Source organism: Flavobacterium sp. (genome assembly GCF_049318185.1).
Taxonomy (GTDB): domain Bacteria; phylum Bacteroidota; class Bacteroidia; order Flavobacteriales; family Flavobacteriaceae; genus Flavobacterium.
In genome coordinates, this window is sequence record NZ_JBMOGV010000045.1 from 1 (window position 1) to 17,851 (window position 17,851).

Consider the following 17,851-nt stretch of genomic DNA (forward strand, 5'->3'; position numbering starts at 1 on the left):
CCCAATGAGATTTTAATTATCGATGGTTCAACAAATAACGAAACAGAAGCAATTTTAGAAAATAATAAATTTCAAAATCTGCAATATTTTAAAGTTCCGAACGAGCATAGGGGTTTAACCAAACAAAGAAATTATGGAATTGCTAGAGTTGGAGATATTACAGATGTAATTTGTTTTCTTGATGATGATACTTTTTTAGAACCAACTTATTTTGAGGAATTAATTAAAACCTATGTGATATTTCCTCATGCTCTAGGTGTTGGAGGATATATAACTAATGAGGTTTCTTGGGAAAAAGTTTCTGATAATTATATTCCAACCATTAGAGAATTTTTTTATGATGGTTGGAGAAAAAAAGATGGTTCTCGATTTGTATTACGAAAAAAGTTAGGTTTGGATACAAATGTTAAACCAGGTTTTATGCCAGAGTTTTCAAATGGTAGAAGTATTGGTTGCCTACCACCATCAGGAAAAATTTATGAAGTAGAGCAATTTATGGGTGGTGTTGCTTCTTATAAAAAAAATGTGTTTAAGAGTTTTAGTTTTTCTACATATTTTGAAGGCTATGGTTTGTATGAAGATGCTGATTTTACGCTTCGATTATCAAAAACCGGCAAACTATATGTCAATACCAATGCCCAATTAGGGCATTTTCATGATCAGTCGGGAAGACCTAATAAATATCAATATGGAAAAATGGTTGTTAGAAATGGTTGGTATGTATGGAGAGTGAAATACCCAAATCCTTCATTAAAAGCTAAATTTAAATGGAATATAATAGTTATATTATTGACATTTATAAGATTTAGCAATATATTTACAACAGACAAAAGAATGGAATCGTTTACCGAATTTATTGGAAGAACAGTAGGTTGGTTTTCATTACTCGTTAATAAACCGCTCTAGATAAAAATGAATACACACTATAAAATTATAGAAAGCAACAAAAAACAAGTTGAATTTTATAATCAAAAAAGCGTTACAAAGAATTTGCCGACAAGAATTTGGTATTATTTTCGGGAACAAACGCTAAAAAAAATACGAAAAGATATTGGAATTTTAAACGAATCGTATGACATTCATAAGGTTTGGTTTGGTGATTTGTCAGGTAAGAAAGTTTTAGATTTAGGCTGTTACGAGGGTAATTATTGGAGCCTATATTTAGCGGAGCACAGTAAAGAATATATAGCCTTAGATTTGAGCGATGTTGCTATTAAAAAGTTGGCTGCTAGAATACAACTTCACCCAAATGCTCAAGCAATTGCAGCTGATTTTCTTTCAGAAGAATTTGTAGAAAAAGATTTCGATATGATTTATGCCTATGGGGTTTTACATCATTTTCAAAACACAGATGTCTTGATTGACAAACTCAATGAAAAATTAGCTCCGGATGGTGTAATTATAAGTTATGACCCGCTGGAAACGAGTTTGCCAATAAAAATCATGCGTATGCTTTATCGCCCGTTTCAATCTGATGCAGCTTGGGAATGGCCTTTTAAAAGAAAAACATTTTATCAGTTTCAAAAATCATTTACAATTGTAGAAAGAAGAGGCATTTTAGGAAAATCTAAATGGGTTGCGTTATTGAATTTTATGCCACTATCAGAAGAGAAGAAAAAAAGAATTGGGCAAAAATGGTATATGGAAGACTGGGAGCAGTCCAAAAAATCAGACAAAGTATTGTTTCGTTGTATGCATTTAACGATGCTGCTGAAAAAAAAATAGCCATTAATTTATTTTAATAATGAATCATAAACTTAAAACAACTATTTTTAAATGTCTTTCTATTTTACCTGATTCATTGGGCTTTTATCTTTATCATAAAATGCAAAATTTATCGCAATCAGACTCATTGGAATATAAAATTGATTCCACAAAACAATCCTTTGAGACAATTCTTAGAATTCTTACCAAAAATAATATTGAATTAGAAAACAAAAACATTAGTGAAATAGGTTCTGGATGGTTACCTACTCTTCCCTATTTTTTTAAGTTTGTATCCAAAGCAAAAAAAATAGATACATTCGACATCAATAAGCATTATAATGCCTCAGAAATTTTAAAATTAAATGCTTTATTTTCTGAAACCTATTCCATACCAAATAACCTCTTTAGTGGAAAATTTCAATTGCCTCCAGCAATACATTATTTTTCAAAAACGAATATAAGTGACGTAGACTTAACTAATACGGATTTAATAATTTCTAGGTTTGTACTTGAACATATTTCACCAGAAAACATCAATGTAATGCATCAATCATTCGTTAAACAACTAAAAAAAGGAAGTTATATACTTCATTTAATTTCACCAAGTGATCATAGAGCTTACACCGATAGTTCCATTTCATTATATGATTTTCTTAAATACAGCCAAAACGAGTGGGAGGCTATTCAAACAAAATTCGATTATCATAATCGACTACGTTTGCCACAATATTTAAAACTCTTTGAGAAAGAATTTGAAATTGTATTCGTCGAATTTGAAAGTTGTAAAGTTGGTAGTGAAGCTTATCATAAATTTAAAAAATTACAAATAAATGAAGCATTCATTCATTATTCTGACGAAGAATTAACAGCTGGCAGTATCAATATTTTATTAAAAGTGAATTAAAAAATGACTTTTACCATAATTACACACGTTCCACATATCGAATCGCAAAATCAATATTTTGCTTACTCGCCTTATGTTCGTGAAATGAATATTTGGTCAAAATATGTTGATAATATGACAATTGTTGCTCCATTATCAAACACAAATAAAACAGAAATTGACAGTTATTATGAATGTCATAATATTAAATTTATTGTAATCGATAATTTTGATATTTTAAGTATAAAAGCTCTTTTTAAATCCCTTTTGAAAATCCCAAAAATGAGCTGGCAAATATACAAAGCCATGAAAAATGCTGATCATATTCATTTGCGTTGCCCAGGAAATATTGGATTATTGGGATGCCTGGTTCAAATTCTCTTTCCTTCTACACCCAAAACAGCCAAGTATGCTGGAAACTGGGATCCAACATCAAGACAACCTGTAACTTATCGTTTTCAAAAATGGATTTTGAGTAATACGTTTTTAACCAAAAATATGCAGGTTTTGGTTTATGGTGAATGGGATAACAGTACTAAAAATATCAAATCTTTTTTTACAGCGAGTTATTTTGAAAAGGATAAGATTGATATAACACTTAGAAAATTAGAAGGCAAAATATCATTTGTCTTCGTTGGTTCGCTTTCAAATGGTAAGCAACCTTTGTATGCAATTCAACTGGTTGAGCAATTATTCAAGAAAGGGAAAGATGTTCAATTAACTCTTTATGGAGAAGGAAATGAAAAAGCCATGCTTGAGAATTATATTTTTATTAATCAATTGGATAGTTTTGTTTTCCTAAAAGGAAATCAAAATCAAGAAACAATTAAGAGAGCTTATTCAGAAAATCATTTTGTAATTTTACCCTCGTTGAGTGAAGGTTGGCCAAAAGTTGTTGCCGAGGGCATGTTTTGGGGTTGTTTGCCACTAGCTACAAAAGTTTCATGTGTTCCACATATGTTAGCTAATGGAGAAAGAGGAATGCTTTTAGCACTTACACTGCAAGATGATTTAGACACTATTCTTTCGCTTCTAAATACTAATGACTTGTATCAAAACAAAGTTAATAAGGCTATTACTTGGTCCAGAAAATATACTTTAGATGTTTTTGAAGATGAAATAAAACTACTATTGCAATCATGAGAATTGTTCAAGTTATAGATTCGTTAGAAATTGGTGGCGCCGAAAAAATGGCTGTTAATTATGCAAATGCACTTTTAACTAAAATTGAATTTTCTGGATTGGTTGCAACTAGAGCTGAAGGAAATTTAAAAAATCAATTGAATGAAAAAGTATCCTATCTTTTTTTAAATAGAAAAAGAATTATTGATTTCGCTGCTGTTTTAAGATTAAGAAAATATTGTAAAGAAAACAATATTGATTTTATTCAAGCTCATGGCACTTCTTATTTTTTTTCAGTTTTGCTAAAAATTGTTTATCCAAAAGTTAAAATAGTGTGGCATGAACATTTTGGCGCTCGACTTAGAGAAGATGTTAACAAAAATACTTTGTTATTGTTTTGTTCCTATTTTTTCAAAGGAATTATTGTTGTAAATACATCATTGGAAGAATGGTGCAAATTAAACTTGAGGTGTAATACTATTATATTATTAAATAATTTTACACTTAATAAACTAGAAATTCCTAGCACTATTTTAAAAGGAATAGAAAAGAAAAGGATAGTTTGTTTAGCTAATTTAAAATATCCAAAAAACCATAGTTTTCTTGTTGAAATAGCAAGTAAAATACTTAAAGAGTATCCCGATTGGTCGTTTCATTTAATAGGTAAAGATTTTCTGGACGATTATTCTAATCAATTAAAAGCACAAATAGCTGATTATAAGTTAAATGGCTCTGTTTTCATATATGGGTCAAAAAATGATATTTTTCATATCTTAAAACAATCTGATATAGCTGTTTTGACTTCTACATCGGAAGGTATGCCAGTTTCAGTGATAGAATATGGATTGATGAAAATGCCTGTTGTTTTGACAAAAGTGGGCGAAATACCATTTATTATTAAAGACGGAATTGAAGGTTTTCTGGTAGATGTAAATGATGTCGATTTATTTTATGAAAAGTTAATTAAGTACATTCAAGATGAAGATTTGCGAGTTCAAATGGGGGATTCTTTACATCAAACTATTATTAAGAACCATTCCGAAAAAGGCATTATTACTAACTTTTTAAATTGGTTATCAGACCTTTAATATGAAAGAAAGAAAATATATTACTTTGATTCTTTTGCATGCTTTGATTGGTATTATTTTATACTTTTTTAACTCTCTTTCTATTGTATATGCAATTTGTATTCCTGCCATTGGGTTGTATTATATAATGAAAAATCAAAATAAGAATAATGAAGTTTTATTCGTTTCGGCCTATATAGTTGGGAGTGAGGTTTTTTTAAGGATGACAGGAGGAAGTTTGCTCTATGAATCTGCAAAATATGAGGTGATGATTTTTTTAGCTTTGGGTATGTTCTATAGTGGATTTTCAAAAAATGCTATACCCTATTGGATCTATTTATTACTGCTCCTGCCAGGAGTATTCATTGCTGTTGAAACATTAAATTTGGAAACTAATTTAAGAAAAGCAATTGCCTTTAATATTTCCGGCCCAATTTGTCTTGGCATAGCATCAATCTATTGTTATAATAGAAAAATTTTATTGTCTCAACTTAGCAATATCTTGTTAACATTAGCTTTACCAGTTTTTTCAACTACAATTTATTTAATTTTATATGCTCCAAATTTAAAAGATGTATTAATGGGAACAGGTTCTAATATGGAAACATCAGGAGGATTTGGTCCCAATCAAGTAGCTACCGTTTTAGGTATAGGTATGTTTATTTTTTTTTCTAGGTTACTTTTAGAATCAAAAACAAAATTATTAATTATTGTCAACTTAGTGGTTCTTTTTAATATTACTTATAGAGGATTTGTAACATTTTCAAGAGGTGGAATGTTAACAGGTTTTATAATAATAATTTTATTGTTAGTCTATGTATATTTCAATGTTAAGACCTATAAAAAGATTAAGTTATTAGGTTTTTTTAGTTTTATGATTGTTGCATTAATATTTACATGGCTTTATACCTCTAATCAAACAGGAGGATTAATTGATAAGCGTTATTCAAATCAAGATGCAGCAGGTAGGGTAAAAGAAACTAATTTGACTGGAAGAGAAGAAATATGGGATAGTGAAATAGCCGATTTTATTGATCATCCAGTTTTTGGAATAGGTGTAGGCAAAGCATTAGAAGTCAGGCAAGAAAAATATGGGGGAGTAATCATAGCCTCTCATAGTGAAGTATCAAGAACAATTGCAGAACATGGTACATTGGGAATTATTGCTTTGTTAATTGTGCTTTTTACCCCATTTTTTTTAAACTTAAATAATAAACAACATATTTATATGATTTCGTTATTACTCTTTTGGTTACTAACGATTAGTCATTCTGCCATGAGAATTGCAGCACCAGCTTTTATATATTCTTTAACTCTTTTAAAAGTCTTTATACAGGAAGAGCCCTCTATTCCTAAAGTATAAACTATTCATCAGGAATATACCCTTACTAAGATAATAGTTAGTAAAATTTAGTAACTTGCATCTTCAAAAAAAGCACTATTTATTTTACCATGAATAAATTCAAAACAATACATTTTGAAGTTTCAGAAAGAAAAATTCTTCTAAGGGTTTTTGATATTATTTCTGTTTTGAGCTCCCTATACTTTGTTGGAATTGTTTTTAATTTTAATTATTTTAATATTTCAATTACCAATTTTAATTGGACAATTGTTTTAGTTGTTTACTTAAGTTTTATTGGTTCCGTATTTGAAATGTATAATTTACAGGTTGCTAGTAATCAATATCAAGTTATAAAAAGTGTTATTCTTACTTCTTCTACAACAGTGTTGTTTTATTTATTAACACCTTATTTAACTCCAGTTTTACCTACAAATCGTATACAAATCGTATTTTTTTTCATAGCTATATTCGTTGCTTTATTCAGTTGGCGAATGATTTATGTTCGTTTTTTTGTATCGAGTAGGTTTTCAAAAAAAGTAATTTTAATATGCGATCAAGAACAAGTTACAGCGTTAAAAAATGGATTAGAGAGTGCTGATCCTCATTATCGTGTAATGGGTTTTGTGAATTCAGATCAAATAAATTTAAGTGATGTAAACTCATCTAAAATTATAAATATATCAATTGATAATTTAGAAACCTATGTTAAGAAACATTCTATTTCAGAGATAGTGATAGCTTCTCAAAATACAGATGGAATAACAGTAAATCTATATAATCAACTTATCCATTTATTAGAGAATGGTTATATTATACGTGAGTACACACAAGTTTATGAATCTGTTACACAGCGAATACCTGTACAATATTTTTCAAGAGATTTTTACCGGTATTTTCCATTTAGCAGAAGTAATCAAAATCATTTTTATAAAATTATTTTTAGATTTTCGGAAATTATAATTTCAATAATTGGATTGTTTATAGGGCTATTGTTAGTTCCTATAGTTACTATTGGAAATGTTTTTGGTAACCGCGGTAGATTACTTTACACACAAGAAAGAGTAGGTAAGAATGGTGAAATATTTAATATTCTCAAATTTAGAACGATGATTCTAAATGCTGAGAAAGAAGGTGCCGTTTTTGCCTCTTCAAACGATTCACGAGTTACGTCATTTGGAAAAATATTGAGAAAGTCAAGAATTGATGAATTTCCACAATTTTATAATATTTTAAAAGGTGAAATGGCTGTTATTGGGCCCAGACCAGAACGACCTGTTTTTGTTAATGAAATTGCAGAAGTTATGCCTTTTTATCAAACTCGTCATGTTATTAAACCTGGTTTAACGGGTTGGGCACAAGTGAACTATGCTTATGGGGAAACTATAGAAGATAGTTTGATAAAACTACAATATGATTTATATTATATCAAACATAGAAGTCTTTTTCTAGACTTTAATATCATGTTTAAAACCCTCAGTACTGTTTTATTTTATCGTGGTCAATAATTCTTGATTACTTCTTCGCATAAAATAATAAAGTAGTACTCCTGAGCAGGTAATCATTGGCAAGAACATCAATAAATTTGGTTTATTTAATAAAACAATCAACATTATTACTAAACAAAAAAGACATATCAAAGCCATTCGTTTTACCCAAATATAATTTTTTTGCCAATAGAAAATAATCAAAATTAATAACAGAGGATTGAAGAGTAAAATATTATAGTTATAGGTAACTTCTTCATGTAAAGAATATAATCCTATGGTTGATAGGAACAATCCCAAAAATCCAAGCATCATAAAAAAGGAAAGGTATAACCAGACTTTCCTACTAATAAAAATTAAAAATAGGGCTAAACAAAAAGTATAAAAATTATTCCAAAGCGATTTTTCTTTGTTTTCTATACTAGCTTTTAAAATAGTTTTTGGTTCTTCAGCAAAAAGTTTGCCATTATATTTTGTAACCCTTAGACTTTCCATGAATTGATTTGGCAAAAATAGTTTTACACCATTTTCATCTACTTTTTTCCCAAAAATGATATTGATGCCAAGATTTTCATAAAAATGATTTTCTAAATAAGGAAATAAAATCTCTCTGTAAGATTCATTCTGTTCAGTTGTTTTTACCAAACAGTCTTTATTTACTATTTGATTGACTTTATCAACAACCATATTAGTACAGTTTCTATCTATGAATTTATAAGTGTAGAATTTATCATCAGAAAGCAAGCTTTTATTTAATGCGTCAAAAAGCTGTTGCTTTTGTAGCATCGTTAAGTCAAGTTTTTGTTCATAGATTGCTCTGTTTTCAAGCGTATATTCATAATAAAATTCATTGAAAGAATAGGCAGAAACAAAGTATTTTAAATCACCTTTAATGAATTTCAGATAAAATCTTTCCGTTTTAAAATCAAAAGTACCATAGTTATAAACCACATCTAGTGCATTGGCTTCATCTTTAATTCTAATAGCAGTATGACCAAAAAGAGAATACAACTCATCACCTTTTTCACAAGTAAGAATACTAATTTTTGCCGTTTTAGCCAAAGGCATTTGACCATAAATAAATGAGAATTGCAGTAAAAAAAACAGCAGTAGTAAGTAGGAAGTTTTACTTTTAAACATAGTTTTATCTAAATTTTATTTGAAAACACTTAAATCTACTTTGACCGAAAATATGTTTGAGTATAATGCTGCACTTTGGTCTCCTAAATCTGTCAGAGCATAGTCAATTTGAATCCCTTTATATTTAAAGCCTAAACCAATATTAGGTTGAAAATTCACTTTTTTAGAACCATCAATTTGTTCCACATTTTGAAAATTTCCAACGCCAGCTCTAAGAAAAACTATATCCGTGTAACCAAATTCAAAACCTAAAGCTGGATCAATACTCAATCCTTCGGAAGCCAATATTGCATTAGTTCTGGCAAATTGCATATTTATATTAAACGACGTTAATAAGGTATAATCGTAATCGATTTCAAATTTCCGAGCCATTCCAAATTGTGCTTTAGGTAAGGTAATTTCAGTGCTTTCAGGCAAATCTTGATTTTGTCCTACAACGGCACCACTTATTTCTTGGTATTTGTCTTCGTCAATAGACCAAACATTATAAGTGGTAGTGATATCGCGAAGCATCAAGCCATAATGCCAATTATTCTTGTCATATTGAAAGCCCATATCAAAACCAAATCCCCAAGAATTAGCAAATTCTCCTATCACTCTTCGAATTACTTTTGTATTTACTCCATATTGAAAGCCACTAAATTTCATTTTTCTGGCATAGGAAAAAGTCAATCCATAATCTGCTGTTGAGAAAAGACTTATTCTATTGTAATCAATATTACCTTCATTATCAATTAATTGTGTGGTGTTTAAAATATCATCAACTCCAAAACGAATTAATGATATTCCCCATGCACTTTGATCATCAATCTTTTTAGCATAAGCCGCATAATCGTATTGGGCAATATTTGCAAAATAACTAGCATGCATTAATGACACTTCGCTATCCTCTATTTTTAATAAACCTGCGGGATTCCAATAGCCCGAATTTACATCATCACTATATGCAGTAACTGCATTTGACATTCCCAAAGCGGCAGCATCAACTCCAATATTCATAAATTCATTAGAATATTTCCTAACTGATTGAGCATAAGTGATTATACTGAATAGTAGTAGAATAGCAATTGTTTTTTTCAAGGCAATTTTTCTTTTTACAAATATCAAATAAAAATCTCTATAACAAAACGTAGAAAGCTTTAACTTATTGTATTAAATTTGCATTTCTTTAAAAATAGTAAACAATTAGATATGAATATCAAAGCACAGATTCCAAATTTATTTACGATGCTAAATTTATTTTGTGGTTGCGCGGCTTTGGTAATGGTAGCAGATTATAAATTTGATTTTGCTTTTTACTTTGTTTGTTTGGGTATTTTCTTTGATTTTTTTGATGGTTTTTTTGCCCGAAAGTTTAATGTAGCTGGACCATTGGGAGTTCAATTGGATTCTTTAGCAGATATGGTTACCAGCGGCGTTGTTCCTGGTTATGTGATGTTTAAAATGATGTCAGATTCTAACTGTTTTGGGATTCAAAGCTATTTTCCTTATTTGGGATTTGTAATAACTCTTGGTGCTTGTTATCGTTTGGCTAAATTTAATATTGATGAAAGACAATCAGTTTCTTTTATTGGACTACCAACACCAGCTAATGCTTTGTTAATAACAAGTTTACCACTTGTTGCTGATTATTTTCATAGTGAAGTTGCTATGGACTTTTCATATATTAAATGGTTTTTGATTGCTTTGACTTTATTAAGCGCATACATCATGAACGCCGAAATTCCTTTATTTTCCTTGAAGTTTAAGAATTTTAGTTTTACTAAATACAAACTGCAAATTTTATTTTTGTTAGTTGCTGTATTTATGCTTTTTACACTTCGGATATTGGCTGTTCCGTTGCTTATTATAATTTATGTTTTATTATCTATTGTCAATAATATAGTAAACAAAAAAGCTTCCATTTAGGAAGCTTTTTTGTTTTTTAAAACTCTAATTTCTTTTTACGCAATTCAAAGTTTTGTCCAAGATACACTTTTCTCACCATTTCATCTTCGGCTAATTCTTCTGGAATTCCAGCTTTTAGAATTCCACCTTCAAACATCAAGTAGGTTTTATCAGTTATTGCTAAGGTTTCTTGAACGTTGTGGTCAGTTATTAAAATACCTATGTTTTTGTTTTTTAATTGGGCAACAATTCGCTGAATATCTTCTACAGCAACTGGATCGACACCCGCAAAGGGCTCGTCAAGTAAAATAAATTTTGGGTCTGTTGCTAAAGCGCGTGCAATTTCAGTTCGTCTTCTTTCTCCCCCCGAAAGTAAATCACCACGGTTGGTGCGGATGTGTTCCAAGCTAAATTCAGCAATCAAACTTTCCATTTTAGCTACTTGCTCTTCTTTGGAGAGTTTGGTTAATTGGAGCACACTCAAAATATTGTCTTCTATACTCAATTTTCTAAAAACAGAAGCTTCTTGAGCAAGGTATCCAATTCCATATTGAGCACGCTTATACATTGGAAAATTGGTAATATCCAAATTGTCAAGGAATATTTTACCTGAATTTGGTTTTACTAATCCAACAATCATATAAAAAGATGTTGTTTTTCCGGCACCATTTGGTCCCAAAAGCCCAACAATTTCTCCTTGATTTACTTCGACAGAAATTCCTTTTACTACACTTCTTCCTTTGTATGTTTTAACTAAATTTTCGGCTCTTAATTTCATTTATACTGAATTTATTCAGTATCTCAAATTTACAAGATACTGTTGTATTTTAATTTATTTAATACAAATAAACGAATTCTCGAATTAAGGATTCAAAATTTTAACCAATTATTAATTGTTAATTATCAATTGTTAATTATTTTCAAGTGCTTCCCAAAACTCGTAGGCTCTTCTTAAATGAGGAATAACAATAGTTCCGCCAACTAAAGTAGCAATTCCCATAGCTTCCATCATTTCTTCCTTAGTTATTCCTTCTTTGTAACTGGTTTCTAGGTGGTATTTTATACAATCATCGCATCGCAAAACCGTTGAAGCAACTAATCCTAGTAATTCTTTTGTTTTTACATCTAATGCGCCTTCAGCATAGGCATTGGTATCTAGATTGAAAATTCTTTTTATAATTTTATTATTGTCTGCCAATAATTTTTCGTTCATTTTTGAACGATAGTCGTTAAATTCTTTAACTAACTTGCTCATTTTCGTTTTCTTTTTTTACTACCAATGCAGAAATTATTACACTCACTTCATATAAAATTAGCATTGGTATAGATACAATAATTTGACTTGGAATATCTGGTGGAGTTACAATGGCGGCAACGATAAGTATAATAACAATGGCTGCTCTTCTATACTTTCTTAGAAAAGTTGGAGAAACCAAACCTAACTTAGTCAAAAAATAAATAATAATTGGCATTTCAAAAACTAATCCGCTTGCTATCAATGATGTTTTAATCATACTAATATAGGAGTCAACAGTAAATTGATTTATGATATCTGAACTGGCTTCGAAAGTGGCAAAGAAATTTATCGATAAAGGCACAACTATAAAGTAGCCAAACAAGACTCCAATAAAAAATAATATAGAAGAGATTATGATAAAAAATGCTGCTTTTCTTCTTTCTTTTTCATAAAGTGCCGGACTAATAAAGCGCCAAAACTCCCATAAAATATAAGGAAAGCCAAGTATAAAACCAGCGGTGATTAATATCCAAAGATAAGTAGAGAATTGACCTCCAACTTCAGTATTTTGAATAATAAAATGAAATTCGGTAGCACAAGCATAAGTATCGTCAACTCCAAAGAAATGAGTTACTTCACAAAAAAATCTATAGGTAATAAAGTTAGGGTCTTTTGGACCAAATATAACGGTGTCAAAAATATAGTCATCTATAAAGTAACAAGAACAAGCAATTACAATAATTGCAATGGTGCTTCTAACTAAAAGCCATCTCAGTTCTTCAAGATGGTCCAAAAAAGACATTTCTTTGAGCTCTTTTCTTGCCATTACACAATACCCTCTTTTAATATATCATGAAGGTGAAGCACTCCTTTATATTCATCATCATCCACGACTACTAATTGTGTAATTGAAAAATCTTCCAAAATATTCAACGCATCACTTACCAAAGCTGTTGACTTTATCATTTTTGGATTTTTAGTCATAATGTCTTGTGCGGTTAATCCAGAAATAGTTTCAGTTTTATTTAGCATTCTTCGGATATCACCATCTGTAATAATTCCGATAACCTTGTTATTATCAACAACAGCAGTTACACCTAATCTTTTTTCAGATATTTCAACAATTACCGTTTTAATGTTAGAATTTGGAGCTACAATTGGTTTATGAGTTGTATCTAGCATATCACGAACACGAAGTAATAATTTTTTTCCCAAGGCTCCCCCGGGATGGTATTTGGCAAAATCTTCGGCAGTGAAATTTCTGATTTCCATCAGGCAAACCGCAATCGCGTCTCCTATTACTAATTGAGCTGTTGTACTATTTGTTGGCGCTAAATTATTTGGACAAGCTTCACTTTCAACATAAGTATTCAAAGTGTAATTGGCTTCTTTTCCTAAAAAAGAAGTGGTATTTCCTGTAATTGCAATTAATTTATTTCCAAAACGTTTTAATAATGGAATTAAAACTTTAATCTCTGGGCTATTGCCACTTTTTGAAATACAAATCACAACATCACCAGGTTGTACCATACCTAAATCACCATGTATTGCTTCTGAAGCATGAAGAAATAGTGAAGGAGTTCCAGTAGAATTTAATGTTGCTACTATTTTTTGGGCAATGATAGCGCTTTTGCCTATTCCAGTAACTACTAATCTTCCTGAGGAATTGTAGATAATTTCAATAGCTTTGACAAAATTGTCATCTAAAAAATCTACGAGTTTTGCAATTGCTTGACTTTCTGATAAAATCGTACTTTTTGCAGAGGCTAGGATATTTTCTTTATTTATCAAAATTGTAACTATATAAAAATTTGTGTGTGTAAAAGAAAGTAGTATCTTTATGATTGCAAATTTATGTAAAAATACCTTTAACACAGAATGAATTCAAACGAAATTGACATACACAAGGAATTAAAAAAGTATTTTGGTTTCAGCCAATTTAAAGGATTACAAGAACAAGTTATAAAAAGTATTATTACTCAAAATAATACTTTCGTAATTATGCCAACTGGTGGAGGAAAATCACTTTGTTATCAATTACCAGCTTTAATCCAAAATGGAACAGCGATAGTTGTTTCTCCTTTAATTGCTTTAATGAAAAATCAGGTAGATGCTATTAGAAGTTTGTCTTCTGAGAATGGCATTGCTCATGTATTAAATTCATCACTTACTAAAACCGAAATCAATCAAGTTAAAAAGGATATTACTTCTGGTATTACTAAATTATTATATGTAGCACCAGAATCATTGACAAAAGAAGAGTATGTAGAATTTCTTCAAAGTGTTCCAATTTCCTTTGTAGCTATTGATGAAGCGCATTGTATTTCAGAATGGGGACACGATTTTAGACCTGAATATAGAAATTTGAAAGCTATAATCAAATTAATTGGAGATGTGCCAGTTATTGGTTTGACAGCAACAGCAACACCAAAAGTACAAGAAGATATACTTAAAAATTTAGATATGTCAGATGCTGTAACATTTAAAGCATCTTTTAATAGACCAAATTTATATTACGAAGTACGTACTAAAACCAAAAATATTGAGTCTGATATCATCCGTTTTATTAAACAAAATAAAGGAAAATCCGGAATCATTTATTGTTTAAGCCGAAAGAAAGTAGAAGAGATTGCCGAAGTACTTCAAGTAAATGGCATTAGTGCCGTTCCTTATCATGCAGGTTTGGATGCCAAAACACGAGCTAGACACCAAGATATGTTCCTCATTGAAGATGTGAATGTTGTTGTTGCAACCATTGCTTTTGGAATGGGAATTGATAAACCCGATGTGCGTTTTGTAATTCATCATGATATTCCAAAATCACTAGAAAGTTATTATCAAGAAACTGGTCGATCAGGTCGTGATGGTGGAGAAGGACATTGTTTAGCTTACTACTCGTATAAAGATGTGGAAAAACTTGAAAAATTTATGTCTGGAAAGCCAGTAGCTGAGCAAGAAATTGGTTTTGCTCTACTTCAAGAAGTTGTAGCTTATGCTGAAACTTCTATATCTAGACGTAAATTCTTATTACACTATTTCGGTGAAGAATTTGATTGTGAATCAGGTGAAGGTGCAGATATGGACGATAATGTTCGTAATCCGAAAGTTAAGGTTGAAGCAATAAATAATGTCAAAAAATTACTAGAAATAGTTCGTGATACTAAGTGTTTATATAAATCAAAGGAAATTGTATTTACTTTAATTGGAAGAGTTAACGCGACTATCAAAGCTCACAGGACAGACTCTCAAACATTTTTCGGAACTGGAAGTGATCAAGAAGAACGTTATTGGATGGCGCTAATTCGTCAAGTATTAGTTGATGGAATGCTTACTAAAGATATTGAAACTTACGGTATTTTGAAAGTTTCAGATAAAGGACATGAGTTTATAAAAAACCCATCCTCCTTTATGATGTCAGAAGACCATGAGTATAATGAAGCTGAAGATGACGCTATTGTAACAGCAGCCAAGTCAACTGGAGTAGCTGATGAGGTTTTAATGGCTATGTTAAGAGATTTACGTAAAAAAGAAGCCAAGAAATTAGGTCTTCCACCATTCGTGGTTTTTCAAGATCCATCTCTAGAAGATATGGCTTTGAAATATCCAATTAACATGGATGAGTTGAGTAATGTGCATGGTGTTGGTGAAGGCAAAGCAAAGAAATATGGCAGCGCTTTTATAGAATTAATTGCAAGATATGTTGATGATAATGATATTGTTCGTCCAGATGATTTAGTGGTTAAATCAACGGGAGCCAACTCTGCAAACAAGTTATACATCATTCAAAATATCGACAGAAAATTATCTTTAGAGGATATTGCAAAAGCCAAAGGAATGAATATGGATGCTTTGCTAAAAGAAATGGAACAAATAGTATATTCTGGGACTAAATTAAATATTAAATATTGGGTTAATGAAATACTAGACGAAGAGCAACAAGAAGAAATTCATGATTACTTTATGGAAACGGAAACTGATAATATTGAAAAAGCCTTAAAGGAATTTGATGGGGATTATGATATTGAAGAATTGAGACTTATGCGAATAAAATTTATTAGCGAAGTAGCTAATTAAAAAAACAGAAGCATATGTTTCTCTTTTTTTAATTATATAGTTCTGCTCGATGTGGTTTCAAAGCGTCTCTAATAGCAATCATATTTTCATCAGTTACAACCATAAAGGCTATGGCATGCATTTCGTTTTTGATTTCAAAACCAGTACTATTTAAAGGTAATTTTTTGATTGCTATATATTCTTTTAAATGAATTTCATGATGCTCAGCAGTTTTTGCTGAAGTTTCACCCCTAAAATCCCAAATTAGTTTTATTTGTCTTGACATTATTTCTTTTGGCTTTTGTAATTCTGCAAAACTACAATAACAAATTTCAAATTACTATTTTTGCCATACAAATCAAATTATGCCTCAAGAACTCCAACTTCAAGTTTCACCCCAAATAGCAGCTAATGAAAGCTTACTCTATGAATATGTGGCAAAGACAGTTCGAGTTTCAACTAAATTGGTTCATAAAGTAGTAATTCTAAAACGCTCCATTGATGCGCGTCAAAAAGCAATAAAGGTCAATCTTAAAGTGTCGGTCTATCTTGTTGATGAAAAATATTCTGAACAGAAAATTGAACTTCCTGACTATCAAAATGTTTCCAATTCCAAAGAAGTAATCATAGTTGGTGCAGGCCCAGCTGGACTTTTTGCTGCTTTGCAATTAATAGAATTGGGACTAAAACCCGTGGTTATCGAACGCGGGAAAGACGTTCGTGGTCGTCGTCGCGATTTAAAAGCAATTAATGTGGATCATATTGTGAATGAAGATTCTAATTATTGTTTTGGCGAAGGTGGCGCAGGAACTTATTCTGACGGAAAGTTATACACGCGTTCCAAAAAACGAGGTGATGTCGTTAGAATTCTTCAGCTTTTAGTTGGTTTCGGTGCCACACCCGATATCTTAGTAGAAGCGCATCCACATATTGGGACTAACAAATTACCGCAAATTATTCAAGACATCCGTGAGAAAATTATTGAATGTGGCGGACAAGTTTTGTTTGAAACACGTGTTACTGATTTTATTGTAAAAAATAATGAAATACATGGAATCATTACTCAAAAAGGTGATACGATTTTAGCAAATAAAGTCATTCTCGCCACAGGTCATTCTGCTCGTGATATTTTTGAATTATTGGACAGAAAAAAAATATTAATAGAAGCAAAACCTTTTGCACTCGGTGTTCGTGCAGAACATCCACAGGAATTGATTGATAAAATTCAGTACAGTTGCGATTATCGTGGTGAGCATTTGCCTCCTGCGCCTTACTCTATAGTGAAACAAGTAAACGGTCGCGGCATGTATTCTTTTTGTATGTGTCCCGGTGGCGTTATTGCCCCTTGTGCTACAAGTCCGGGAGAAGTGGTAACCAACGGTTGGTCGCCTTCCAAAAGAGATCAAGCAACAGCAAATTCAGGTATTGTGGTAGAATTAAAACTAGAAGACTTTAAGCCATTTGCCAAATTTGGTGCTTTGGCTGGTATGGAATTTCAAAAAAGTATTGAACAAAAAGCTTGGGATTTGGCAGGACAAACTCAAAAGGTTCCAGCCCAACGAATGATTGATTTCACACTAAATAAAATTTCTTCGGATATTCCAAAAACCTCTTATATACCTGGTACTACTTCGGTTGATATGGGACAAGTTTTCCCTGGTTTTTTAACCCAAATAATGCGCGAGGGTTTCATCGAATTTGGAAAGGCAATTCGAGGATATATGACTAATGACGCCATTCTTCATGCACCCGAAAGCAGAACTTCATCACCAGTTCGAATTCCGCGAGATAATGAAACTTTGGAACATATTCAAATTAAAGGACTTTATCCTTGTGGAGAAGGTGCTGGATTTGCCGGAGGAATTATTTCGGCCGCTATTGATGGGGAGAAGTGTGCTCAGAAAATTGCTGAGGTTTTAAAGTAAAAAC

General features: G+C 31.1%; 17 protein-coding genes. 10 read left to right on the top strand and 7 right to left on the bottom strand.

From position 1 onward, the window contains the following. From ACOYLT_RS05920 to ACOYLT_RS05950, 7 genes are all read left to right on the top strand, one after another. A partial coding sequence (locus ACOYLT_RS05920; RefSeq protein ID WP_422852939.1) for a glycosyltransferase family 2 protein occupies positions 1 to 906 on the top strand: 906 nt, incomplete at its 5' end. Positions 907 to 912: 6 nt separating this feature from the next. Continuing rightward, positions 913 to 1,725, top strand: a complete 813-nt coding sequence (locus ACOYLT_RS05925) for a class I SAM-dependent methyltransferase (RefSeq protein ID WP_422852940.1) — start codon at positions 913 to 915, stop codon at positions 1,723 to 1,725. Between the two features lie 100 nt (positions 1,726 to 1,825). Then, positions 1,826 to 2,611: a hypothetical protein gene (locus ACOYLT_RS05930; protein ID WP_422852941.1), complete on the top strand. Its 786-nt coding sequence runs from the start codon at positions 1,826 to 1,828 to the stop codon at positions 2,609 to 2,611. Positions 2,612 to 2,614: 3 nt separating this feature from the next. Next, positions 2,615 to 3,733, top strand: a complete 1,119-nt coding sequence (locus ACOYLT_RS05935) for a glycosyltransferase family 4 protein (RefSeq protein WP_422852942.1) — start codon at positions 2,615 to 2,617, stop codon at positions 3,731 to 3,733. Beyond that, a complete protein-coding gene (locus ACOYLT_RS05940) occupies positions 3,730 to 4,800 on the top strand; it encodes a glycosyltransferase (RefSeq protein WP_422852943.1) in 1,071 nt (356 codons plus the stop codon). The genes ACOYLT_RS05935 and ACOYLT_RS05940 overlap by 4 nt, the downstream gene beginning before the upstream one ends. Position 4,801: 1 nt before the next feature. Beyond that, entirely contained in the window at positions 4,802 to 6,142 is a 1,341-nt protein-coding gene (locus ACOYLT_RS05945; protein ID WP_422852944.1) for an O-antigen ligase family protein, read from the top strand. 89 nt (positions 6,143 to 6,231) lie between these two features. After that, the gene (locus ACOYLT_RS05950; RefSeq protein ID WP_422852945.1) at positions 6,232 to 7,626 is read left to right on the top strand and encodes an exopolysaccharide biosynthesis polyprenyl glycosylphosphotransferase; all 1,395 of its coding nucleotides are present in this window, start codon (positions 6,232 to 6,234) and stop codon (positions 7,624 to 7,626) included. Here ACOYLT_RS05950 and ACOYLT_RS05955 read toward each other — a convergent pair. Then, a complete protein-coding gene (locus ACOYLT_RS05955; RefSeq protein WP_422852946.1) occupies positions 7,606 to 8,745 on the bottom strand; it encodes a DUF4105 domain-containing protein in 1,140 nt (379 codons plus the stop codon). The genes ACOYLT_RS05950 and ACOYLT_RS05955 overlap by 21 nt on opposite strands. Before the next feature lie 15 nt (positions 8,746 to 8,760). Next, a complete protein-coding gene (locus ACOYLT_RS05960; protein WP_422852955.1) occupies positions 8,761 to 9,744 on the bottom strand; it encodes a PorV/PorQ family protein in 984 nt (327 codons plus the stop codon). Positions 9,745 to 9,936: 192 nt separating this feature from the next. On the opposite strand from ACOYLT_RS05960, the gene ACOYLT_RS05965 reads away from it, so the two are divergent. Next, a complete protein-coding gene (locus tag ACOYLT_RS05965; RefSeq protein ID WP_422852947.1) occupies positions 9,937 to 10,653 on the top strand; it encodes a CDP-alcohol phosphatidyltransferase family protein in 717 nt (238 codons plus the stop codon). 16 nt (positions 10,654 to 10,669) lie between these two features. Here the strand turns inward: ACOYLT_RS05965 and lptB are convergent, their stop codons facing one another. The 4 genes from lptB to ACOYLT_RS05985 form a co-directional block, all read right to left on the bottom strand. After that, positions 10,670 to 11,410: an LPS export ABC transporter ATP-binding protein gene (gene lptB, locus ACOYLT_RS05970; protein WP_422852948.1), complete on the bottom strand. Its 741-nt coding sequence runs from the start codon at positions 11,408 to 11,410 to the stop codon at positions 10,670 to 10,672. Positions 11,411 to 11,542: 132 nt separating this feature from the next. Further along, positions 11,543 to 11,887 (bottom strand): carboxymuconolactone decarboxylase family protein, encoded by a 345-nt coding sequence (locus ACOYLT_RS05975; protein WP_422852949.1) that lies wholly within the window; start codon positions 11,885 to 11,887, stop codon positions 11,543 to 11,545. Further along, a complete protein-coding gene (gene tatC / locus ACOYLT_RS05980; RefSeq protein ID WP_422852950.1) occupies positions 11,871 to 12,695 on the bottom strand; it encodes a twin-arginine translocase subunit TatC in 825 nt (274 codons plus the stop codon). Before tatC ends, ACOYLT_RS05975 begins: the two co-directional genes overlap by 17 nt. Further along, positions 12,695 to 13,660 (bottom strand): KpsF/GutQ family sugar-phosphate isomerase, encoded by a 966-nt coding sequence (locus tag ACOYLT_RS05985; protein ID WP_422852951.1) that lies wholly within the window; start codon positions 13,658 to 13,660, stop codon positions 12,695 to 12,697. The genes tatC and ACOYLT_RS05985 overlap by 1 nt, the downstream gene beginning before the upstream one ends. A gap of 87 nt (positions 13,661 to 13,747) precedes the next feature. Between ACOYLT_RS05985 and ACOYLT_RS05990 the strand changes: the two genes are divergently transcribed. After that, positions 13,748 to 15,943: a RecQ family ATP-dependent DNA helicase gene (locus tag ACOYLT_RS05990; RefSeq protein WP_422852952.1), complete on the top strand. Its 2,196-nt coding sequence runs from the start codon at positions 13,748 to 13,750 to the stop codon at positions 15,941 to 15,943. A gap of 28 nt (positions 15,944 to 15,971) precedes the next feature. Here the strand turns inward: ACOYLT_RS05990 and ACOYLT_RS05995 are convergent, their stop codons facing one another. Continuing rightward, positions 15,972 to 16,208, bottom strand: a complete 237-nt coding sequence (locus ACOYLT_RS05995; protein ID WP_422852953.1) for a hypothetical protein — start codon at positions 16,206 to 16,208, stop codon at positions 15,972 to 15,974. A gap of 79 nt (positions 16,209 to 16,287) precedes the next feature. Between ACOYLT_RS05995 and ACOYLT_RS06000 the strand changes: the two genes are divergently transcribed. Further along, positions 16,288 to 17,847 carry an NAD(P)/FAD-dependent oxidoreductase gene (locus ACOYLT_RS06000; protein ID WP_422852954.1) on the top strand — a complete coding sequence of 520 codons (1,560 nt, stop codon included), beginning with the start codon at positions 16,288 to 16,290 and terminating at the stop codon, positions 17,845 to 17,847. Positions 17,848 to 17,851: the final 4 nt, after the last annotated feature.

Excerpts from the sequence above, each read along its gene's own strand:
- tatC (WP_422852950.1), bottom strand. The coding sequence starts at position 12,695 with ATGGCAAGAAAAGAGCTCAAAGAAATGTCTTTTTTGGACCATCTTGAA.
- ACOYLT_RS05925 (WP_422852940.1), top strand. The coding sequence starts at position 913 with ATGAATACACACTATAAAATTATAGAAAGCAACAAAAAACAAGTTGAA.
- ACOYLT_RS05990 (WP_422852952.1), top strand. The coding sequence starts at position 13,748 with ATGAATTCAAACGAAATTGACATACACAAGGAATTAAAAAAGTATTTT.
- ACOYLT_RS05940 (WP_422852943.1), top strand. The coding sequence starts at position 3,730 with ATGAGAATTGTTCAAGTTATAGATTCGTTAGAAATTGGTGGCGCCGAA.
- ACOYLT_RS05965 (WP_422852947.1), top strand. The coding sequence starts at position 9,937 with ATGAATATCAAAGCACAGATTCCAAATTTATTTACGATGCTAAATTTA.
- ACOYLT_RS05945 (WP_422852944.1), top strand. The coding sequence starts at position 4,802 with ATGAAAGAAAGAAAATATATTACTTTGATTCTTTTGCATGCTTTGATT.
- ACOYLT_RS05995 (WP_422852953.1), bottom strand. The coding sequence starts at position 16,208 with ATGTCAAGACAAATAAAACTAATTTGGGATTTTAGGGGTGAAACTTCA.
- ACOYLT_RS05935 (WP_422852942.1), top strand. The coding sequence starts at position 2,615 with ATGACTTTTACCATAATTACACACGTTCCACATATCGAATCGCAAAAT.
- lptB (WP_422852948.1), bottom strand. The coding sequence starts at position 11,410 with ATGAAATTAAGAGCCGAAAATTTAGTTAAAACATACAAAGGAAGAAGT.
- ACOYLT_RS06000 (WP_422852954.1), top strand. The coding sequence starts at position 16,288 with ATGCCTCAAGAACTCCAACTTCAAGTTTCACCCCAAATAGCAGCTAAT.
- ACOYLT_RS05950 (WP_422852945.1), top strand. The coding sequence starts at position 6,232 with ATGAATAAATTCAAAACAATACATTTTGAAGTTTCAGAAAGAAAAATT.
- ACOYLT_RS05960 (WP_422852955.1), bottom strand. The coding sequence starts at position 9,744 with ATGAATATTGGAGTTGATGCTGCCGCTTTGGGAATGTCAAATGCAGTT.
- ACOYLT_RS05955 (WP_422852946.1), bottom strand. The coding sequence starts at position 8,745 with ATGTTTAAAAGTAAAACTTCCTACTTACTACTGCTGTTTTTTTTACTG.
- ACOYLT_RS05975 (WP_422852949.1), bottom strand. The coding sequence starts at position 11,887 with ATGAGCAAGTTAGTTAAAGAATTTAACGACTATCGTTCAAAAATGAAC.
- ACOYLT_RS05930 (WP_422852941.1), top strand. The coding sequence starts at position 1,826 with ATGCAAAATTTATCGCAATCAGACTCATTGGAATATAAAATTGATTCC.